The following is a 15,880-nucleotide window of genomic DNA, read 5'->3' as shown; positions in this document are numbered from 1 at the left end:
ATGAGCGCGGCGCTCTGCCTCTACCGCAGGGCCACGGTCCGGGCATGAGCGCGGCGGCCTACGACGTGCCGTCCCGGGGCAGGCGGCTGGCGGCACTCGCGTTCGGGCTGATCTATCTGGTCCTGCCCGCCAGGGAGATCGTGACCGGGGGCGTCCCCGCCGCCGGCGTCCCGTGGGCCTGGGCCATGCTGCTCGCCTTCGCCATCTCCTACGTCGCCACCGCGCTCAGCCCGCGCACCTTCGCCGAGCGGGTGCCGTGGACCTACCCCCTGCTCTGGCTCACCACGCTGCTGGGCGTCGTGCCGCCGCTGCTCTTCGGCGGCGCCTGGCTCGGCCTGCCCGTCTTCACCGTGGTGCTGCACGCGATGATCCTGCCGCCCCGGCCGGCCGCCGTGAGCCTCGGCGGCATGCTCGTCGTCGTCGCCGGGGGCGGGCTGCTCGTCGGCGCCGACCCGGCCGCCATCGCGATCTACGGGCTGCAGGCGGTCACGCTGGGCCTGCTGTTCATGGGCGTGCGCCGATCCAGGCTGCTGACCCAGCAACTGCGCGCGGCCGAGGGCGAGATGGCCAGGCTCGCTGCCACCGAGGAGAGGCTGCGCATCGCCCGCGACCTGCACGACCTGCTCGGCCACAGCATGTCGCTGATCGTGCTGAAGGCCGAGCTGGCCGGGCGGCTGGCGGAGCGGTCGCCGCAGGCTCAGCGCGAGATCAGGGACATCGAGGCCGTCGCGCGCAAGGCGCTGCAGGAGGTGCGTCAGGCCGTCACCGGCTACCGGCGGCTCAGCCTGCCCGAGGAGCTCGACAGCGCCACCGCCGTGCTGCGCGCCGCAGGCGTGGAGGTGCGCACCCGCCGCTCCGGCCTGCCGCTGCCCGCCCCGCTCGACGGGCTGCTCGCCTGGGCGGTGCGCGAGGGGACCACCAACGTCGTACGGCACGCGGCCGCACGTCGCTGCGACCTCGACGTGACGTACGACGGCGAGCAGGCCATGCTGGTCATCGTGGACGACGGGCGGGGCGCGGAGCCGTACGAGCCGGGAAGTGGACTGAAGGGCCTCGGCGAGCGGGTGCGCGCGGCAGGCGGCGAGCTGGCGGCGGGACCCGAGCCGGCGGGCGGCTTCGGGGTGCGCGCCCGCGTCCCCGCGCCGTGACCGGGCTGATCCGCGTGCTGCTCGCGGAGGACCAGGGCATGGTACGCGGCGCGCTCGCCTCGCTGCTGGGGCTGGAGCCGGACATCGAGGTCGTGGGCGAGGCGGGCGACGGTGAGGAGGCCGTCGCCGTGGCCGTCCGCGAACGACCGGACATCGCGCTGCTCGACATCGAGATGCCGGTCATGGACGGCATCGCCGCGGCGGCCGGGATCCGCGCCCGGGTGCCCGGCTGTCAGGTGATGATCCTCACCACCTTCGGCAGACCCGGCTACCTGCGGGCGGCCATGGAGGCGGGCGCGGTGGCGTTCCTCGTCAAGGACAGCCCGGCGCGTGAGCTGGCCGCCGCCGTCCGCCGGGTGCGCGCGGGGGAGCGGGTCATCGACCCCGGCCTGGCCGCCGCGGCACTCAGCGCGGGCCCCAACCCGCTGTCGCCCCGCGAGCGGGACGTCCTGGTCGCCGCCGCCGACGGCGCGTCGATCGGCGACATCGCCGGGCGGCTGCACCTGTCGGAGGGCACCGTGCGCAACTATCTGTCCTCGGCGATCCAGAAGACGCACGCGCGCAACCGCATCGAGGCCGTCCGCCGCGCCCAGGCGCACGGCTGGCTGCCCGGACGACTGCCCGGCCGGCCGGACGGCGGCGTCACCTGAGCTCCCGCACCGCCGCGATGGCCAGGTCCACCTTGCCGGGGTCGGTGACGATGCTGGTGCCGAAGCGCAGCAGCGGCGGGAAGTAGGGGGTGGTGCTGGTGATCACCTTCTGATCGTGCAGCCGGCTCACCGCCTCCTCGGGCTGGAGGCCGTCGATCGTGCAGCACACCAGGCCCGCCGACAGGTCGGGGGAGTCGGGGGTGGTCAGCCGGACGTGCGGGATGTCGCGCAGGCCCGCCTTGAGCCGGGTGGCCAGCTCCTGGGTGCGTCGCTGGATGCGGTCCTTGCCGATCGCCTGCTGGAAGTTGAACGCCTGCGTCATCGCCCACCGGTGCTCGAACGCCTTGTAGCCGCCCGGCGTCGCCAGCTGCGCCGTGGTGTCGAGCGGCCCCTCACGTCGCTGCCAGGCCACGAACGAGGCCCGCCCGAACCCCGGGATGACCGGCGCGACCGCGTCCCACGCGCGTCCCCACAGGAAACCGGTGCCGCGCGGCCCGAACAGCCACTTGTGCGTGCCGGTCGCCAGGAAGTCGCAGCCCAGGTCGTCGACCCCGTCGGCGATCGCGCCGAAGCCGTGCACCCCGTCCACGCACAGCAGCGCCCGGTCCTGCTCGTCGCGGCCCTGGTTGACCTCGGTCAGCATGTCGGCGATGGCCCGGATCGGCAGCCGCACCCCGGTGCTGGAGTGCACCCAGGTGAGCGCCACCACCCGGGTGCGGGGCCGCAGGCCCTCCTTGATCGCGCTCACGATCCGGTCCGCCGACGCGCCCGCGGGATCGTCGTACAGCCTGATCCTGCGCACCTTCGCCCCCGTCCGGTCGGCGAGCAGCCGCACGCCCTCGTGGGTGGCGAGGAAGTCGTGCTCGGTGGTGAGCACGTCCTGGCCGGGCCGCAGCTTGAGGCCGGAGTAGAGCAGGCCCAGGCCCATCGTGGTGCTGTCGGTCAGGGCGATGTCACGGGAGTCGGCGCCGATGAAGCGGGCGGCGGTCCCCAGGACGGAGCCGTCCGGGTCGGCGTTGCCGCCGGGCAGGTAGTGCGGGTCGGCGTCGAGGCCGTCACGGTGCCGCCTGATCGCCTCCCGGACGGTGGCGGGCGCGGGCGCCAGGACGAACGCCGCGAACTGCCCGTACGCCGGATCGAGCGCGAACTGCGCCCGGACCGACTCCCAGTCGTCCGGGTCGAAGGACGGCGAACCGTCGGGGAGGGGGATGGGCGTGGCGGTGCACGCGGCCACCCCGGCCAGCATTCCCGCGCCGAGCAGGGCCCGTCTGTTCAGCTGCCGAGTCACGTCTCCTTTCCTACCCTGCCCCGGCTCCCCGTGCCCAGGGCGCGCGCACAGTCGTTACGCGCGCCCCGGCTCCCCGTGCCCAGGGCGCGCGCACAGCCGTTTACGCGCTCTGCGTCACCTGGCGGATCAGATCCGAGACCCGGACGATCCCCAGGCAGCGATTGAGCTCGTCGGTGACCACCAGGTCGTCGTAGACGCGCCCCCCGTCGCGGCCCGCCACCCGCATCGCCGCGACGGCCGGGGTGGTCTTCGGCACCGTGCGCGGCGCGTCGGCCAGCCGCCGGGCCGGCTTCGAGCCGTGCAGGGCGTGCCCGTAGCGGGAGGCGATCGACAGCAGGAACCGGCCGCGGTCCAGGCTGCCCTCGGGCCGCTGGTACTCGTCCACCAGGATCACGCTGGTGATCGTCGGCTCATGCCCGAACGCCGCCACCACGTCCTCGGCCTTCGCCGCGGCGGGCAGCGTCACCGCGGGCATCAGCAGCTCCTGCACCCGTGGGCCGAGCGCGACCATGGCGGGCGACTCGGCGGGCGACTCGGCGGGGGACGGCAGCGGTACCCGGATCCGCCCGTCCGGCCCCGGCGCCAGCAGCGGGCCGTGCGCCAGCCGGGCCCCCTGCGCGCGGGCCGCCGCGAGCTCCGCCTCGGTCGTGACGCCCGGCGCCAGCACGTGCGCGCCGACGCCCTGCGCCAGGGAGGCCACCGCGCGCAGCACCGCCGTCGCCCGATGGTCGAGCGGCGCCCGCGCGACCACGTCGGGCGCCAGCCCCACGAGGTACGGCGCGGCGTCGGCGATCAGGTCGAGCGGTGCGCTCTGGCCGCCGGCGCCGCCGAAGCCCATCAGGTAACCGTGGTTGCGCAGGGCGTCGAGCACCACCCGGAGCACCGGCCGGTCGCTCTCGGCGCACGGGCCGTGCAACAGCAGGATGGCCTCGCGGGGATGGCGTCCGGTGCGGCGCAGCGCGTCGTGCAGGGGCGCCATCGCGCCGGCGCCGGCCAGGGCGACGCGCATGGGCAGGTCCAGCAGCATGGGCAAGGGGGCCGCCCGGAGGTGACCGGAGGCGTCCAGCGCCGCTGGGTAAGCGATGACGGCCCCGGTGTCGAGATCCACGACGGGGCCCGTGAGCAGGGAGGACACGTAGTGATGATGGGGGCGGATGGCCCCTGGCGGCACCCTGGCGCGATGAAGTTCACCGACATTTTCCGCATATTCCATACTTCGTTGGCGGAGATGCGGACGGGGCGGCATGGGCTAGCCTTCCGGCATGGGCGCGCGACCGGCTAAGGGCGGCGGCCGGTGGGTCTCGGTGCCGCCGGAGCGGGTGCACCCATGGATCGACGGGTTCGCCGGGCGGCACGGGGCGTTCGAGGCCTCCGGTGACGAGCGCATGGTCCGGCTGGTGGCCGCCGACGGCGGCGTGGCCGAACTGCACGTGCCCTTCCCGCCGATGCGCCCCGGGCCGCCGCACGTCACCAGGCTGGTCGAGCACGCGCGGGCCGAGCGGCGGGTGGGCGTGGTGCTGGTCCGGCTCGGCGGCTACGCGGCGGGAGTCTTCCACGGCGGCACGCTGGTGGCCTCCAAGGTGGGCTCGCGCCTGGTCCAGGGACGGACGGCGGCGGGCGGCTGGTCGCAGCAGCGCTTCGCCAGACGCAGGGACAACCAGGCGAGCAAGGTCTTCGAGGTGGCGGCGGAGACGGCGCTGCGGGTGCTGTCACCCCACCTGGGGGAGCTCGACGCGGTGGTGCTCGGCGGCGACCGCAAGGCGGTGGACGCGCTGCGCGCCGACCGCCGGCTGGCCCCGCTGCTGGCGCTGGAGGCCGAGCCGTTCCTCGTGGTGCCGGACCCGAGACTGGCGGTCCTGCGGGACACCCCGCCGCTGTTCCGCGCGGTCAGGATCCGGGTGCTGGATCCGGCTTGAGACGATTCAACGTGGCTATGATGGGCGCGTTCACGCCGGCACGGCTCATGGGGATCACTTGGCGACCAGGAGCATCAAGGAGGTCGCGCGGCTCGCGCGCGTCTCGGTCGGCACGGTCAGCAACGTGCTCAACCGTCCCGAGGTCGTCTCGCCCGCCACCCGTGACCGGGTCCTCAAGGCGATCCACGAGCTGGGCTTCGTCCGCAACGAGGTGGCCCGCCACCTTCGGGCCGGGCGCAGCCGCACGGTCGGGCTGGTCGTCCTCGACGTGTTCAACCCCTTCTTCGCCGATGTCGCGAAGGGCGCCGAGGCGCTCGCCGACGAGCACCGCACGATGCTGGTGCTCTGCAACAGCGCCGCCGACCCCGCCCGGGAGCGCCGCCACCTCGACCAGCTCGAACAGCAGCGGGTCCTCGGCATCCTCATCACCCCGGTCGACGCCGCCGGCCCGCACCTGGCCGAGCTCGCCGCCAGGGGCACGCCCCTGGTGCTGGTCGACAGCCCGGCGGTCGGCCCGCAGTGCTCGGTGGCGGTCGACGACCGGCTCGGCGGCCGCGCGGCCGGGGCGCACCTGATCGAGCGGGGGCACCGGCGGATCGCGTTCATCGGCGGGCCTCTGTCGATCAAGCAGGTGGCCGACCGCCACGCGGGCATCCGCGACGCCGTCCACGCGGCCGGCGACGGCGTCGAGCTGACCGACTGCCGCACGCCCACGCTGAGCGTCGCCGAGGGGCGGGCCGCCGGTGAGCGCCTGGCGGCGCTGCCGGACGGCGCGCGGCCCACGGCCGCCCTCTGCGCCAACGATCTGCTGGCCCTGGGGTTCCTGCAGGCCATGGCGGTGTGCGGGCTGCGGGTGCCCGAGGACATGGCCATCGTCGGCTACGACGACATCGACTTCGCCGCCGCCGCGGCGATCCCGCTGTCGTCGGTGCGCCAGCCGCGCGAGCTGCTCGGCCGCACCGCCATCGAGCTGCTGCTGGAAGAGGTGACCACCCCGGGGACGCACCGGCACCGGCAGGTCATCTTCCAGCCGGACCTGGTCGTACGCGCGTCGAGCGAAGCCCGCAGGAGCGGCTGAGACGGAGAGGCGGGAGGGCCGGGCCGAGCGGGTGAATCGTTTCAAGGCGCCGGGGCCGGAGCTCCGGGTCCTCGCCGGGGAGTGCCGCAGGAAATCAGAAGCCCTCCGCGGGCGTTGTACCAGGAGCGCTGTCAGGGGCCTGACCAGCGAGGCCCGGTGACCTCCGCCGGGCCTCGGGGGACGTAGAAAGCAGAGGTGGGGCTCCCGATCAGGGGCCTACACTGAATGGTATGCACACTCCCGATTGACCGGCGCCGCGCGCCCAATCCCTCGTTTCCTACCTCGGGAGTGTTTCCTTCGCCATGATCATTGCCACTGATATCGAACTGCGTGCGGGCTCGCGGTTGCTCATCGAGAGCGCCTCCTTCCGCGTCAACCCCGGAGACAAGATAGGGCTCGTCGGCCGCAACGGCGCGGGCAAGACGACCCTGACCAAGGTGCTCGCGGGCGAGGCCCTGCCCGCCGCGGGCACCGTGACCACCGCCGGCGCCGTCGGCTACCTCCCCCAGGACCCGCGCACCGGCGACCTGGAGGTGCTCGCGCGCGACCGCATCCTGTCGGCGCGCGGTCTCGACGAGGTGCTGCGCAAGCTGCGCGCGGCCGAGCTCGGCATGTCCTCGGCCGACGAGCGCACCCGCGAGAAGGCCGTGCGGCAGTACGGCCGCCTCGAGGACCAGATGCACGTCCTGGGCGGCTACTCGGCGGAGTCGGAGGCCGCCTCCATCGCCTCCAGCCTGGGGCTCGCGGACCGGGTCCTGGGGCAGCCGCTGAAAACGCTTTCTGGCGGCCAGCGCAGGCGGGTCGAATTGGCGCGCATTCTTTTCAGCGGAGCGGAAACTCTCCTTCTGGACGAGCCGACAAACCACCTAGATGCTGACTCAATCGGGTGGCTTCGTGATTTTTTGCGCTCTCATCAGGGCGGCTTGGTGATCATCAGCCATGACGTCCAGCTTCTTGAAGCCACGGTCAACAAGGTCCTCCACCTCGACGCCAACAGGTCCTCCGTGGACCACTACAACGTCGGCTGGAAGACCTATCTGGCGCAGCGCGAGACCGACGAGAAGCGCCGCAAGCGCGAGCGGGCCAACGCCGAGAAGCAGGCGGGCGCGCTGCTCGCGCAGGCCGACAAGATGCGCGCCAAGGCCACCAAGGCCAAGGCGGCCCAGGACATGATGCGCCGCGCCAACCGGCTGCTGTCCGGCACCGAGGAGGTGCGCCAGGGCGACAAGGTCGCCAAGCTGCGCTTCCCCGACCCCCAGCCGTGCGGGCGCACCCCGCTGATGGCGGAGGGCCTGTCGAAGTCCTACGGCTCCCTGGAGGTCTTCACCGACGTCGACGTGGCCATCGATCGAGGTCACAGGGTCGTCATCCTCGGCCTCAACGGCGCCGGCAAGACCACGCTGCTGCGGTTGCTCGGCGGGGTCGAGCAGCCCGACACCGGCGCGATCAGGCCCGGCCACGGCCTGAAGGTCGGCTATTACGCCCAGGAGCACGAGACGCTGGACAGCGGCAGGACCCTCCTGGAGAACATGCGCTCGGCGGGCGGCACGTTCACCGACACCGAGTTGCGCAAGGTCCTCGGCTCCTTCCTGTTCACCGGCGACGACGTCGACAAGCCCGCCGGAGTGCTCTCCGGCGGCGAGAAAACCCGTCTGGCGCTGGCCATGCTGGTGCTCTCCAGCGCCAACGTGCTGCTGCTCGACGAGCCCACGAACAACCTCGATCCGGTCAGCCGGGAGCAGGTTCTCACCGCTCTGAGGTCATATTCAGGATCAATCGTCCTGGTTACCCACGACGAGGGTGCCGTTGACGCCCTTTCACCGGATAGGGTGATCTTGCTGCCAGACGGAACTGAAGACGCGTGGAGCGAGGAATTTTCCGATCTTGTGGCACTTGCCTGATCTTAATTTGGGTGGGTACGGATCTTTTCCCGTGGAGTAGGTAGCCGATCCCGCTGAAATGACTGATCATGGCGGAGTAACGCTGCGGAAGTCCGGCACTACAGGAGGTACTCGTGGCCGAGACACTGAAGAAGGGCACCCGGGTCACCGGGGCCGATCGTGAGAAGCTGGCCGGAGATCTAAAGAAGCGCTATGCCGCGGGTGAGAGCATCCGCGCCCTGGCCGCTTCAACCGGTCGGTCCTACGGGTTCATCCACCGCATCCTGAGCGAGTCCGGAGTGACTCTGCGCGGGCGCGGCGGGGCGACCCGAGGGAAGTCCAAGCGCTGACGGCCGTCTCGGAACGTGCGACCGCAGCCGCTCGTCCCTAGCCTGCCACCGTCGCGCCCGAGCCAGAATCATATTCTGTAAGCTCGGGCGCGACGGACAGTGGACGAGGGAGCGGGCGATGTCGGAAGCAAAGGCGCCACATCAGCGCGGGGGGTACACGGAGGACGTCTTCGCCGAAGAACTGGCGGAGATCGGACTGCGCTTCGAGGTGGACGGTGAGATCGCGACGATCACACTGGACCGGCCGGACAAGCGAAACGCTCAGACGTTCGCTACCTGGTCGGCCCTGGCCCGCATCGGCGACATTCTGCCGGAGCAGGTTCGCGTGGTCGTGGTGAACGGTGAGGGACCGTCCTTCTCGGCAGGGATCGACCTGCGCATGTTCACACCTGAGGGGGTGCCCGGCCAGGGCTCGTTCAGCTCCGCGGCGCGGCTCGACAACGCGTCGTTCGAGAAGCTGCTCGAGCAGGCTCAGCAGGGATTCCTGTGGCTACGCCGCCCAGAGATAGTTTCCATCGCGGCCGTGCGGGGACACGCGGTCGGCGCGGGATTTCAGCTCGCGCTCGCCTGTGACCTGCGCATCGTGGCCGACGATGTCAAGTTCTGTATGAAAGAGCCCGCACTGGGGCTGGTGCCCGATCTGACCGGCACAAAGCCGCTGGTCGACCTGGTCGGCCTGGCCAAGGCGATCGACATCTGCCTGACGGCCAGGGTCGTGGAGGCGGACGAGGCTTTCCGCATCGGCCTGGCCGAGCGCGTGGTCGCCGGGGGGGACCTGGCGAAGGCCGTACACGAAAAGGCCGCGCAGCTGCTGTCGACCAACCGGGACGCGGCGGCGGCGACCAAGCGACTCCTCCAGGGGGCGCAGGGGCGCACCCTGGAGGAGCAGCGCGCCGCGGAGGGCGCCGAGCAGGCCCAGCGGCTGAGAGCCCTGTTCGCCGGTGGGTCGTGAGCCGGGTTTCGCCTTGAGCTGACGCGGGAATCGCCGGACGACACCGGGACGCTCTGCTGAGGGAGGAGGGACTCCCGATATGGCGATGATGGGCGGCGGCTTCGGTCCGTCGGTGTGGGCCTCGCTGCGACGCGACGGCTCGGTGACCAAACAACGGCTCTCGCCTGGCACGGTCAGGCGCATCGCCGGCTATGCCAGGCCCTATACCAAGCAGATCGTCGCCTTCCTGCTGCTGGTGGTGGCGGGAGCGGTGATCGTGGTCGCCAACCCGCTGCTGATGAAGGCGATCATCGACGACGGCATCCTGGCCAAGCGGAGCGAGGTCGTGATCGGCCTGGCCGTGGCGATCGCGGCGCTCGCGCTGGTCGACGCCGGTCTGACCCTGGTGCAGCGCTGGTTCTCCTCCCGGATCGGCGAAGGGCTGATCTTCGACCTGCGCACCGAGGTGTTCGACCACGTCCAGCGGATGCCGGTGGCGTTCTTCATGCGCGCGCAGACCGGCGCGCTGGTCTCCCGGCTCAACACCGACGTCATCGGCGCCCAGCGCGCGCTGACCAGCACGCTGTCGTCGGTGGTGTCCAACGTGGTCAGCCTGGTCCTGGTGCTCGGCGCCATGCTCGTGCTGTCGTGGCAGGTCACGGTGGTCGCGCTGGTGCTGTTGCCGATCTTCATCGTGCCCGCCAAGTGGGTCGGCCGGCGCATGTCGGCGCTGACCCGCGAGCAGATGCAGCTCGACGCCGAGATGAGCTCGGTCACCACCGAGCGCTTCAACGTGGCCGGCGCGATGGTGGCCAAGCTCTACGGCAGGCCCGAGGACGACGCGCGGATGTTCGGCGACCGGGCCGCCAGGGTCCGCGACGTGGGCGTCACCGTCGGCATGTACGCCACCGTCTTCCGGGTCGCGCTCGGCCTGGTCGCGGCGCTGGCGACCGCGCTCGTCTACGGCATCGGCGGCGTGATGGCCGTCGGCGACGTGTTCGAGCTCGGCACGCTGGTGGCGCTGGCGGCCCTGCTGATGCGCCTCTACGGGCCGCTGACCTCGCTGTCCAACGTGCACGTGGACGTGATGACCGCCCTGGTCAGCTTCGACCGGGTCTTCGAGATCCTCGACCTCGAGCCGATGGTCAAGGACAGGCCGGACGCCCGGCCGCTGCCCGGCGGGCCCGTCACGATCGAGTTCGACGACGTCCGCTTCGGCTACCCGTCGGCCGAGGAGGTGTCGCTGGCCTCGCTGGAGTCGGTCGCCAGGACGGAGACGGGCGGCCCGTCGCAGCAGGTGCTGGACGGCGTGTCGTTCACGGCCGCGCCAGGCTCGCTCATCGCCCTGGTCGGCCACTCGGGGGCGGGCAAGACCACGATCACCGCGCTGGTCTCCCGGCTCTACGACGTCAACGAGGGCGCGGTACGGATCAACGGGATGGACGTACGGGACGCCACCCTCGCCTCGCTGCGCGACACCGTGGGCGTGGTCATGCAGGACTCGCACCTCTTCCACGACACCATCGGCGCCAACCTCCGCTACGCCCGCCCGGAGGCGAGCGAGGAGGAGATGTGGGCGGCGCTGCGGGCCGCGCAGATCGGCGAACTGGTCGAGGCGCTGCCCGACCAGCTCGACACGGTCGTCGGCGACCGCGGCTACCGGCTGTCCGGAGGCGAGAAGCAGCGGCTGGCGCTGGCCCGGCTGCTGCTGAAGGCGCCGCGCGTGGTCGTGCTCGACGAGGCCACCGCGCACCTGGACTCGGAGTCGGAGGCGGCGGTGCAGAAGGCGCTCAAGACCGCGCTGCGGGGCCGCACCTCGCTGGTGATCGCGCACCGGCTGTCGACGATCAGGGAGGCCGACGAGATCCTGGTCGTGCACGACGGGCGCGTGGCCGAGCGGGGCCGGCACGAGGAGCTGCTGGCGCGCGGCGGCCTGTACGCCGAGCTCTACCGCACCCAGTTCAGCTCGTCAGATAGCCCAGCCGGGTGAGCTCCTGCTTGGCCACCTTCTCCACCAGCTCCAGGTCCTCGTGGCGCAGCCGGGTCCGCCATGAGCCCACCTCGGGGACGCGCGGGCCGTAGAGGGCGATCTTGGACACCCGGGTCTCCAGGAACTCCGTCAGCGTGGCCACCGACCGGGCGGGCTGCTGCACCAGGTCCTCATAGCGGAGGGTGAGGAGCTGGTCGGCGGGCAGCTCCTTACGCAGGCTCGCGCTCAGCCGCACCGCGCTGCGCCAGCGCAGCGCGCTCTTGCCCGCCACCGGCATGGTCTTCCACCGGTCGCGGTGCTCGTCCCGGTTGACGCCGAGGAAGGCGTTGGGGAACTCGGTGTCCTCCGGCAGCATCACCGGCTTGAACCAGGCCAGGCAGGCCGGGTCGTCCAGCATGTCGGCGGTCACGTCCCGGCCGTCGCGGATGAGCTGCACGAAGCGGGCGTCGGGGAAGGCCTGCAGCAGCACCGGCGCACTGTAGATCAGATCGGGGCTGGCGTCGCCGAACCTGGTCACCTCGTCCGTCGACACGCACGGCCCGGTGGTGGTGACGCCGCCGGCCTCCCGGCACGGCTCCGAGCACAGGCCGCACGAGCCGCCCAGCACCTGCCACGACTCGGCGAGCGCGTCACGCAGCACGCGGACCGCGCCGGAGGTGCGGCCGATCGACGGCTTGCGGGCGAAGGCGTAGACCACATGGGCCACGCAGGCGCGGCCCATGGTCACGTGACAGCCGGGCGCGCGTTTCAGGGCACGGGCGAGCAGGTCCGCGCCGGAATGCGGAGCACCGAGCAGGAACACCGGCCTGCGGACCTTGATGCCGTTGACCACGAGGATGTGGGGCGGAAGTCGCATACGACAGGTAAGTGTGGCACCGTTTGGCAGGTGGGCGAGCCAGCGCCGGGCCGGTGGTGAGCGAGCCGGCGCCGGGCCGGTCGTGGGCGCTGCCCGCGCAGGCCGTACGATGCCTTCGCCGGTGGGTCGCGCAGCTGGGCCGGTCGGCGGCACCGCTCCCGCTCGTCATGGAGTTGATCGATGCAGCAAGGTGACACCGTCGCCGTCGTCGCCCCGTCAGGTCCGGTGGACTCCGTCCTGCTCGGACGCGGCACCCGGCGACTGGAGGGGATCGGGCTCAAGGTCGTCGTCGGCCCGCATGTGCTCGACCGTCAGGACCTGGGCTATCTGGCCGGTTCGGACGCCGCGCGCGCCGCCGACCTGGAGTCGGCCTGGTGCGATCCGGCGGTCAGCGCGGTCTTCTGCGCCAGGGGCGGCTACGGCGCGGCCAGGCTGCTCGGCCTGCTCGACTGGGACCGCATGCGGGCCGCCGGGCCGAAGACCCTGATCGGCTCCAGCGACATCACCGCGCTGCACCACGCCTTCGCCGCCGAGCTGGGGGTGCCCACACTGCACGGCCCGATGCCCGGCGGCCTGCTCCTGGGCGGCGAGCAGGGGCCGGAGCCCGCGACGTGGGAGCACCTGCGGGCGGCCCTGTTCGGCGCGCCCGCGCCGGTCACCGGTGACCTGGTGCTCGCGCCGGGCCGGGCCACCGGCGTGCTCAGCGGCGGCAACCTGTCGCTGCTGGCCTCCTTGTGCGGCACCGGCTACCAGCCGTCGTTCGCCGGCCGGATCGCGCTGCTGGAGGACATCGGCGAGCAGCCCTACCGCGTCGACCGCCTGCTCACCCAGCTCCTGCAGTCGGGCGCGTTCGCCGGCGTGCGGGGGATCGCGCTCGGCTCCTGGGTCGACTGCGGCGACCCCCTTCCGGTGCTGCGGGACCGGCTGCTGCCGCTCGGGGTGCCGATTCTGGCCGGGCTGCCCATCGGGCATGGGTCTCCACAAATGAGTGTGTGGCTTGGGGCTCTTGGGGTTATCGATACCGAATCGTGCTCGCTGTCTGGTCCGTTCTGGAACGAGGAGCAGGCAAGGTAGAACGCATATGCGGACGAAACCGACAGAGAAGGACACGGCACGTGAATCTATTCAAACGTGACCGGGAGTCCGCGCGCCGCACCGAGGACGTCGACCTCGACTCTCTGCTCGCGCTCGTCGCGGACTCCCACGGCCACACCTGTACGTTCGCCGCGGACGGGGGTTCGCTGACCCTCGGCGGCGGCCGGGAGATCCTCGTCCGGCTCACCGGACTGCGCCGCGAGGTGGGCCGCCGGCCCAGGGAGGACTGGCCGATCCTCGTCTCCGAGCATCTGGCGCACGCCGTCGCCGCCGCCGACGATCTGCTCGACGTGTGCGACCTGGAGCAGGTCGCGGCGCTGCTGTCGACCCGGGTCGAGGCCGTGGACGAGGTGGCCGACCTCACCCGGGTGGTGGGCCGGCACCTCAACGGCGACCTGGTGGAGCTGCTCACCGTGGGGTCCCGGCCGGTCCGCCCCGAGGAGGCCGGCTGCTGGCCGCTGCCCACCGCGCAGGCGCTCGACCTGGCCGTCGCCAACGTCAGGCGGGCGGACAAGCTGTCGGTGGAGGCCATTGAGCTGTCCGGCACTCCGGTCACCCGGCTCACCGGGCACACCCCGGCCGCGGCCACGCACCTGCGCTGGCTGGAGGACTATCTGCCGGTCCCCGCCGACGGGGCCCTGGCCGTGCTGCCCGACCCGTACACCGTGCTGGTGCATCCGGTGGACGGGATCGGCGTGGTGCGCGCCATCGAGCGGCTGCGCGTGCACGCGGCCCGCACCGGCGGGCTCAGCGCCCAGGTCTACTGGTGGCACGACGGGCGGCTGACGCTCATCAAGGCCGACCTCGTGCTGCAGCGGGGCCAGACGCGGCTGGTCGTGGCCCCGCCGCCGGAGTTCGCTAGAGTGTTGGCCCGCCTGGCCGCGTGACGTCCTTGGCCAGCGCCCGCGCGGCGTGGATCAGCGGGACGTGCGAGAAGGCCTGCGGGAAGTTGCCGACCAGCCTGTCGTAGCGCGGGTCATACTCCTCGGCGAGCAGCCCGACGTCGTTGCGCAGCGCCAGCAGCCGCTCGAACAGCTCCTCGGCCTCGTCCTTGCGCCCCTGCATGGCCATCACCTCCACCAGCCAGAAGCTGCACGCCAGGAACGCGCCCTCGCCGCCCGGCAGGCCGTCGACGTCGTTGTCCTCCGCCACCGGATAGCGCAGCACGAACCCGTCCGACATCAGCTCCTTCTCGATGGCCGCCACGGTGCCGGTCACGCGCGGGTCGTCCGTCGGCAGGAAGCCCAGCATCGGCATCAGCAGCAGCGCCGCGTCCAGCTCGTGCGAGCCGTAGGACTGGGTGAAGGTGTTGCGCTCGGCGTCGAAGCCCTTCTCACAGATCTCGGCGTGGATCGTGTCGCGCAGCGCCCTCCAGCGCTCGACGGGCCCCTTGCGGTCGAACCGCTCGACGTACTGGACCGCCCGGTCGAGCGCCACCCAGCACATCATCTTGGAGTGCACGAAGTGCCGGCGCGGGCCGCGCACCTCCCACAGGCCCTCGTCCGGCTCGTCCCAGTGCTCCTCCACGTAGTTGAGCAGCTCCCGCTGGATGGCCCAGGCGCGGTCGTCGGGCGCCAGGCCGGAGTTGCGCGCCAGGAACAGGCAGGCCATCACCTCGCCGTAGACATCGAGCTGGAGCTGGTTGACCGCCTGGTTGCCGATCCGGACCGGGCGGGAGCGCTCGTAGCCCTCCAGCCAGTCGAGCTCCAGTTCGGGCAGGCGGCGCTCGCCCGCGACGCCGTACATGATCTGCAGGTCCTGTGGCCGGCCGGCGATCGCCCGCAGCAGCCAGGTCCGCCAGGCTTCGGCCTCTTCGAGGTAGCCGTTGCCGATCAGCGCGTCGAGCGTCATCGTGGCGTCGCGCAGCCAGCAGAAGCGGTAGTCCCAGTTGCGCACCCCGCCCAGGTCCTCCGGGAGCGAGGTGGTGGGCGCGGCCACGATGCCGCCGGTGGGGGAGTAGGTGAGCGCCTTGAGCGTGATCAGCGAGCGGACCACGGCCTCGCGCCACGGGCCGTGGTGGGTGCACGCGCCGACCCAGTCCTTCCACATGTCCTCGGTCTCGGCGAGCTGGGTCTCGCCGTGGATCTGCCGGGGCATCGGCTCGTGCGACGGATGCCAGGTGAAGACGAACGACAGCCGCTGCCCCGCCTTCACCTCGAAGTCCGCCACGTGCGCGTAGTCGCCGCCCTTGAGCGGGACGGGGGAGTGCAGCCAGACCGAGTCCGGGCCGCCGACCGCCTGCAGGTGGCCCTCGAAGCGGCGCATCCAGGGCACGATCCGGCCGTAGTCGAAGCGGATCCGTAGCTGGGTGGACATCTGGACGGTCCCGGACACGCCCTCCACGATGCGGACCACGTCCGGGTTGACGTCGCGCGGCGGCATGAAGTCGATCACCCGCACGGTGCCCGTGGGGGTGTCCCACTCGCTCTCCAGGATGAGGGTGTCGGGCCGGTAGTGGCGCCGGGTGGCGGGCTTGCGGCCGACGGGGCCCAACCACCAGTGACCGTTGTGATCACCGCCGAGCAGCGCGGCGAAACAGGCCGGTGAGTCGAACCGGGGCAGGCAGAGCCAGTCGATGGAGCCGTCCCTGGCCACCAGTGCCGCCGACTGCATGTCCCCGATGAGCGCGTAGTCCTCGATCCGCATGACCTGACGCTACTCGGAGAAGGGGTGATCACGCGGCCGAGTCCGGTCATGT

14 protein-coding genes are annotated in these 15,880 nt (G+C 72.0%); 10 read left to right on the top strand and 4 right to left on the bottom strand.

Going from position 1 to position 15,880, the window contains the following annotated elements:
• Positions 1 to 44 precede the first annotated feature (44 nt).
• Positions 45 to 1,148: a sensor histidine kinase gene (locus tag OHA68_RS38690; RefSeq protein WP_327104678.1), complete on the top strand. Its 1,104-nt coding sequence runs from the start codon at positions 45 to 47 to the stop codon at positions 1,146 to 1,148.
• A 5-nt stretch (positions 1,149 to 1,153) separates the two neighbouring features.
• On the top strand, positions 1,154 to 1,798 hold the full coding sequence (locus OHA68_RS38685; protein ID WP_189140724.1) for a response regulator transcription factor: 645 nt from the start codon (positions 1,154 to 1,156) through the stop codon (positions 1,796 to 1,798).
• Here the strand turns inward: OHA68_RS38685 and OHA68_RS38680 are convergent.
• Positions 1,791 to 3,086, bottom strand: a complete 1,296-nt coding sequence (locus tag OHA68_RS38680; protein WP_327104677.1) for an aminotransferase class V-fold PLP-dependent enzyme — start codon at positions 3,084 to 3,086, stop codon at positions 1,791 to 1,793. The genes OHA68_RS38685 and OHA68_RS38680 overlap by 8 nt on opposite strands.
• Before the next feature lie 100 nt (positions 3,087 to 3,186).
• Positions 3,187 to 4,221, bottom strand: a complete 1,035-nt coding sequence (locus tag OHA68_RS38675) for an EAL domain-containing protein (RefSeq protein ID WP_327104676.1) — start codon at positions 4,219 to 4,221, stop codon at positions 3,187 to 3,189.
• 127 nt (positions 4,222 to 4,348) lie between these two features.
• On the opposite strand from OHA68_RS38675, the gene OHA68_RS38670 reads away from it, so the two are divergent.
• The 6 genes from OHA68_RS38670 to OHA68_RS38645 all read left to right on the top strand — a co-directional run bounded on the left by OHA68_RS38670 (position 4,349) and on the right by OHA68_RS38645 (position 11,231).
• Positions 4,349 to 5,002 carry an acVLRF1 family peptidyl-tRNA hydrolase gene (locus tag OHA68_RS38670; protein WP_189140414.1) on the top strand — a complete coding sequence of 218 codons (654 nt, stop codon included), beginning with the start codon at positions 4,349 to 4,351 and terminating at the stop codon, positions 5,000 to 5,002.
• Between the two features lie 58 nt (positions 5,003 to 5,060).
• Positions 5,061 to 6,080: a LacI family DNA-binding transcriptional regulator gene (locus OHA68_RS38665; RefSeq protein ID WP_327104675.1), complete on the top strand. Its 1,020-nt coding sequence runs from the start codon at positions 5,061 to 5,063 to the stop codon at positions 6,078 to 6,080.
• Between the two features lie 302 nt (positions 6,081 to 6,382).
• Positions 6,383 to 7,981, top strand: a complete 1,599-nt coding sequence (locus OHA68_RS38660; RefSeq protein WP_327104674.1) for an ABC-F family ATP-binding cassette domain-containing protein — start codon at positions 6,383 to 6,385, stop codon at positions 7,979 to 7,981.
• Positions 7,982 to 8,094: 113 nt separating this feature from the next.
• Complete coding sequence (locus OHA68_RS38655) at positions 8,095 to 8,310, top strand: helix-turn-helix domain-containing protein (protein ID WP_020547488.1); 216 nt, start codon at positions 8,095 to 8,097, stop codon at positions 8,308 to 8,310.
• Positions 8,311 to 8,428: 118 nt separating this feature from the next.
• Positions 8,429 to 9,262 (top strand): enoyl-CoA hydratase/isomerase family protein, encoded by an 834-nt coding sequence (locus OHA68_RS38650; RefSeq protein WP_327104673.1) that lies wholly within the window; start codon positions 8,429 to 8,431, stop codon positions 9,260 to 9,262.
• A 79-nt stretch (positions 9,263 to 9,341) separates the two neighbouring features.
• Positions 9,342 to 11,231 (top strand): ABC transporter ATP-binding protein, encoded by a 1,890-nt coding sequence (locus OHA68_RS38645; RefSeq protein ID WP_327104672.1) that lies wholly within the window; start codon positions 9,342 to 9,344, stop codon positions 11,229 to 11,231.
• Here OHA68_RS38645 and OHA68_RS38640 read toward each other — a convergent pair.
• Positions 11,203 to 12,087: a sulfotransferase gene (locus OHA68_RS38640; protein WP_189140418.1), complete on the bottom strand. Its 885-nt coding sequence runs from the start codon at positions 12,085 to 12,087 to the stop codon at positions 11,203 to 11,205. The genes OHA68_RS38645 and OHA68_RS38640 overlap by 29 nt on opposite strands.
• A gap of 180 nt (positions 12,088 to 12,267) precedes the next feature.
• Here OHA68_RS38640 and OHA68_RS38635 point away from each other — a divergent pair, with 180 nt between their 5' ends.
• Together OHA68_RS38635 and OHA68_RS38630 are read left to right on the top strand one after the other, a co-directional pair.
• Positions 12,268 to 13,161, top strand: coding sequence for a S66 peptidase family protein (locus OHA68_RS38635; protein ID WP_327104671.1), 894 nt, complete (start codon positions 12,268 to 12,270; stop codon positions 13,159 to 13,161).
• Between the two features lie 41 nt (positions 13,162 to 13,202).
• The gene (locus OHA68_RS38630; protein WP_189140420.1) at positions 13,203 to 14,069 is read left to right on the top strand and encodes a hypothetical protein; all 867 of its coding nucleotides are present in this window, start codon (positions 13,203 to 13,205) and stop codon (positions 14,067 to 14,069) included.
• Here OHA68_RS38630 and OHA68_RS38625 read toward each other — a convergent pair.
• The gene (locus OHA68_RS38625; protein ID WP_327104670.1) at positions 14,041 to 15,828 is read right to left on the bottom strand and encodes a glycoside hydrolase family 15 protein; all 1,788 of its coding nucleotides are present in this window, start codon (positions 15,826 to 15,828) and stop codon (positions 14,041 to 14,043) included. The genes OHA68_RS38630 and OHA68_RS38625 overlap by 29 nt on opposite strands.
• Positions 15,829 to 15,880 lie beyond the last annotated feature (52 nt).

The sequence above is a fragment of the Nonomuraea glycinis genome, assembly GCF_035920485.1.
GTDB lineage: Bacteria > Actinomycetota > Actinomycetes > Streptosporangiales > Streptosporangiaceae > Nonomuraea > Nonomuraea glycinis.
The sequence above is the reverse complement of the archived record's forward strand: the minus strand, read 5'-3'. Positions and strand labels throughout refer to the sequence as shown.